Origin of the sequence: Amycolatopsis sp. SID8362 (genome assembly GCF_010550475.1) — a bacterium.
Taxonomy (GTDB): Bacteria; Actinomycetota; Actinomycetes; order Mycobacteriales; family Pseudonocardiaceae; genus Amycolatopsis; species Amycolatopsis eburnea.
Genome location: NZ_JAAGNB010000031.1, coordinates 1 through 825 on the forward strand (window position 1 = coordinate 1; position 825 = coordinate 825).

An 825-nucleotide genomic window follows, 5' to 3' on the forward strand; every position below is an offset into this window, starting at 1 on the left:
CGGGAGGTTCCGGACGACCCGGACCCCGGCGAAGGGGACAGCTCGTCCGTGACCCGGCGAATCGGTCCGGTGTCGTCGTCGGCGAGGTCGGGGCGGTCCACCCGCACATCCTGACAGCGGGATCCCGGCGCCCGCGCCAGGGGCCGCCGACGGACCGGTTCGTCCGGTTGGCTCAGCCGTACGACTGGCGGACGTGCACCCGCCGGTACGCCGACGGCGGGGTGTCGAAGTGGTCGAGGAACGCCTGCCGCAGGGTTTCCGTCGAGCCGAAGCCGCAGCGGCGGGCGATCGTGGCCAGGGGGAGGTCCGTGCCGGACAGCAGGCGGGCCGCCTGCTCGGTGCGGATCGTGCGGACGTACCGGCCCGGCGTGGTGCCGAGGTGCGCGTCGAACAGCCGGGTCAGCTGGCGGGTGCTGATGCCCGCGCGGGCCGCGAGCGCCGGGGTGCCCAGGTCCTCGTCGAGGTGCTCGGCGATGTACGCCGTGAGGTCGCGGACCTCGCGGTGCTCCGGCGGGGGACCGGCCAGGAACAGGCTCACCTGGGCCTGGTTCCCGGGCCGCTGCAGGTACGTGACCAGGGCGCGGGCCGCCTCGCGGGCCAGCGTCGGGCCGTGGTCGGCCTCCACCAGCGACAGCGTCAGGTCGAGCCCGCTCGTCACGCCGGCGGCCGTGTAGACGTTGCCGTGGCGGACGTACAGCGGCACCGGGTCCACCGTCACCGCCGGGTAGTCGCGGGCGAGCTTGGCCGCGTAGCGCCAGTGCGTGGTCGCGCGGCGGCCGTTGAGCAGGCCGGCCGCGGCGAGCACCTCGGCGCCGGTGCAGACCG

At 75.8% G+C, this 825-nt stretch carries 1 protein-coding gene; it reads right to left on the reverse strand.

Annotation, left to right across the window (positions count from 1 at the left end; genetic code table 11):
- Positions 1-172 precede the first annotated feature (172 nt).
- A partial coding sequence (locus G3I65_RS01315; protein ID WP_160693948.1) for a GlxA family transcriptional regulator occupies positions 173-825 on the reverse strand: 653 nt, incomplete at its 5' end.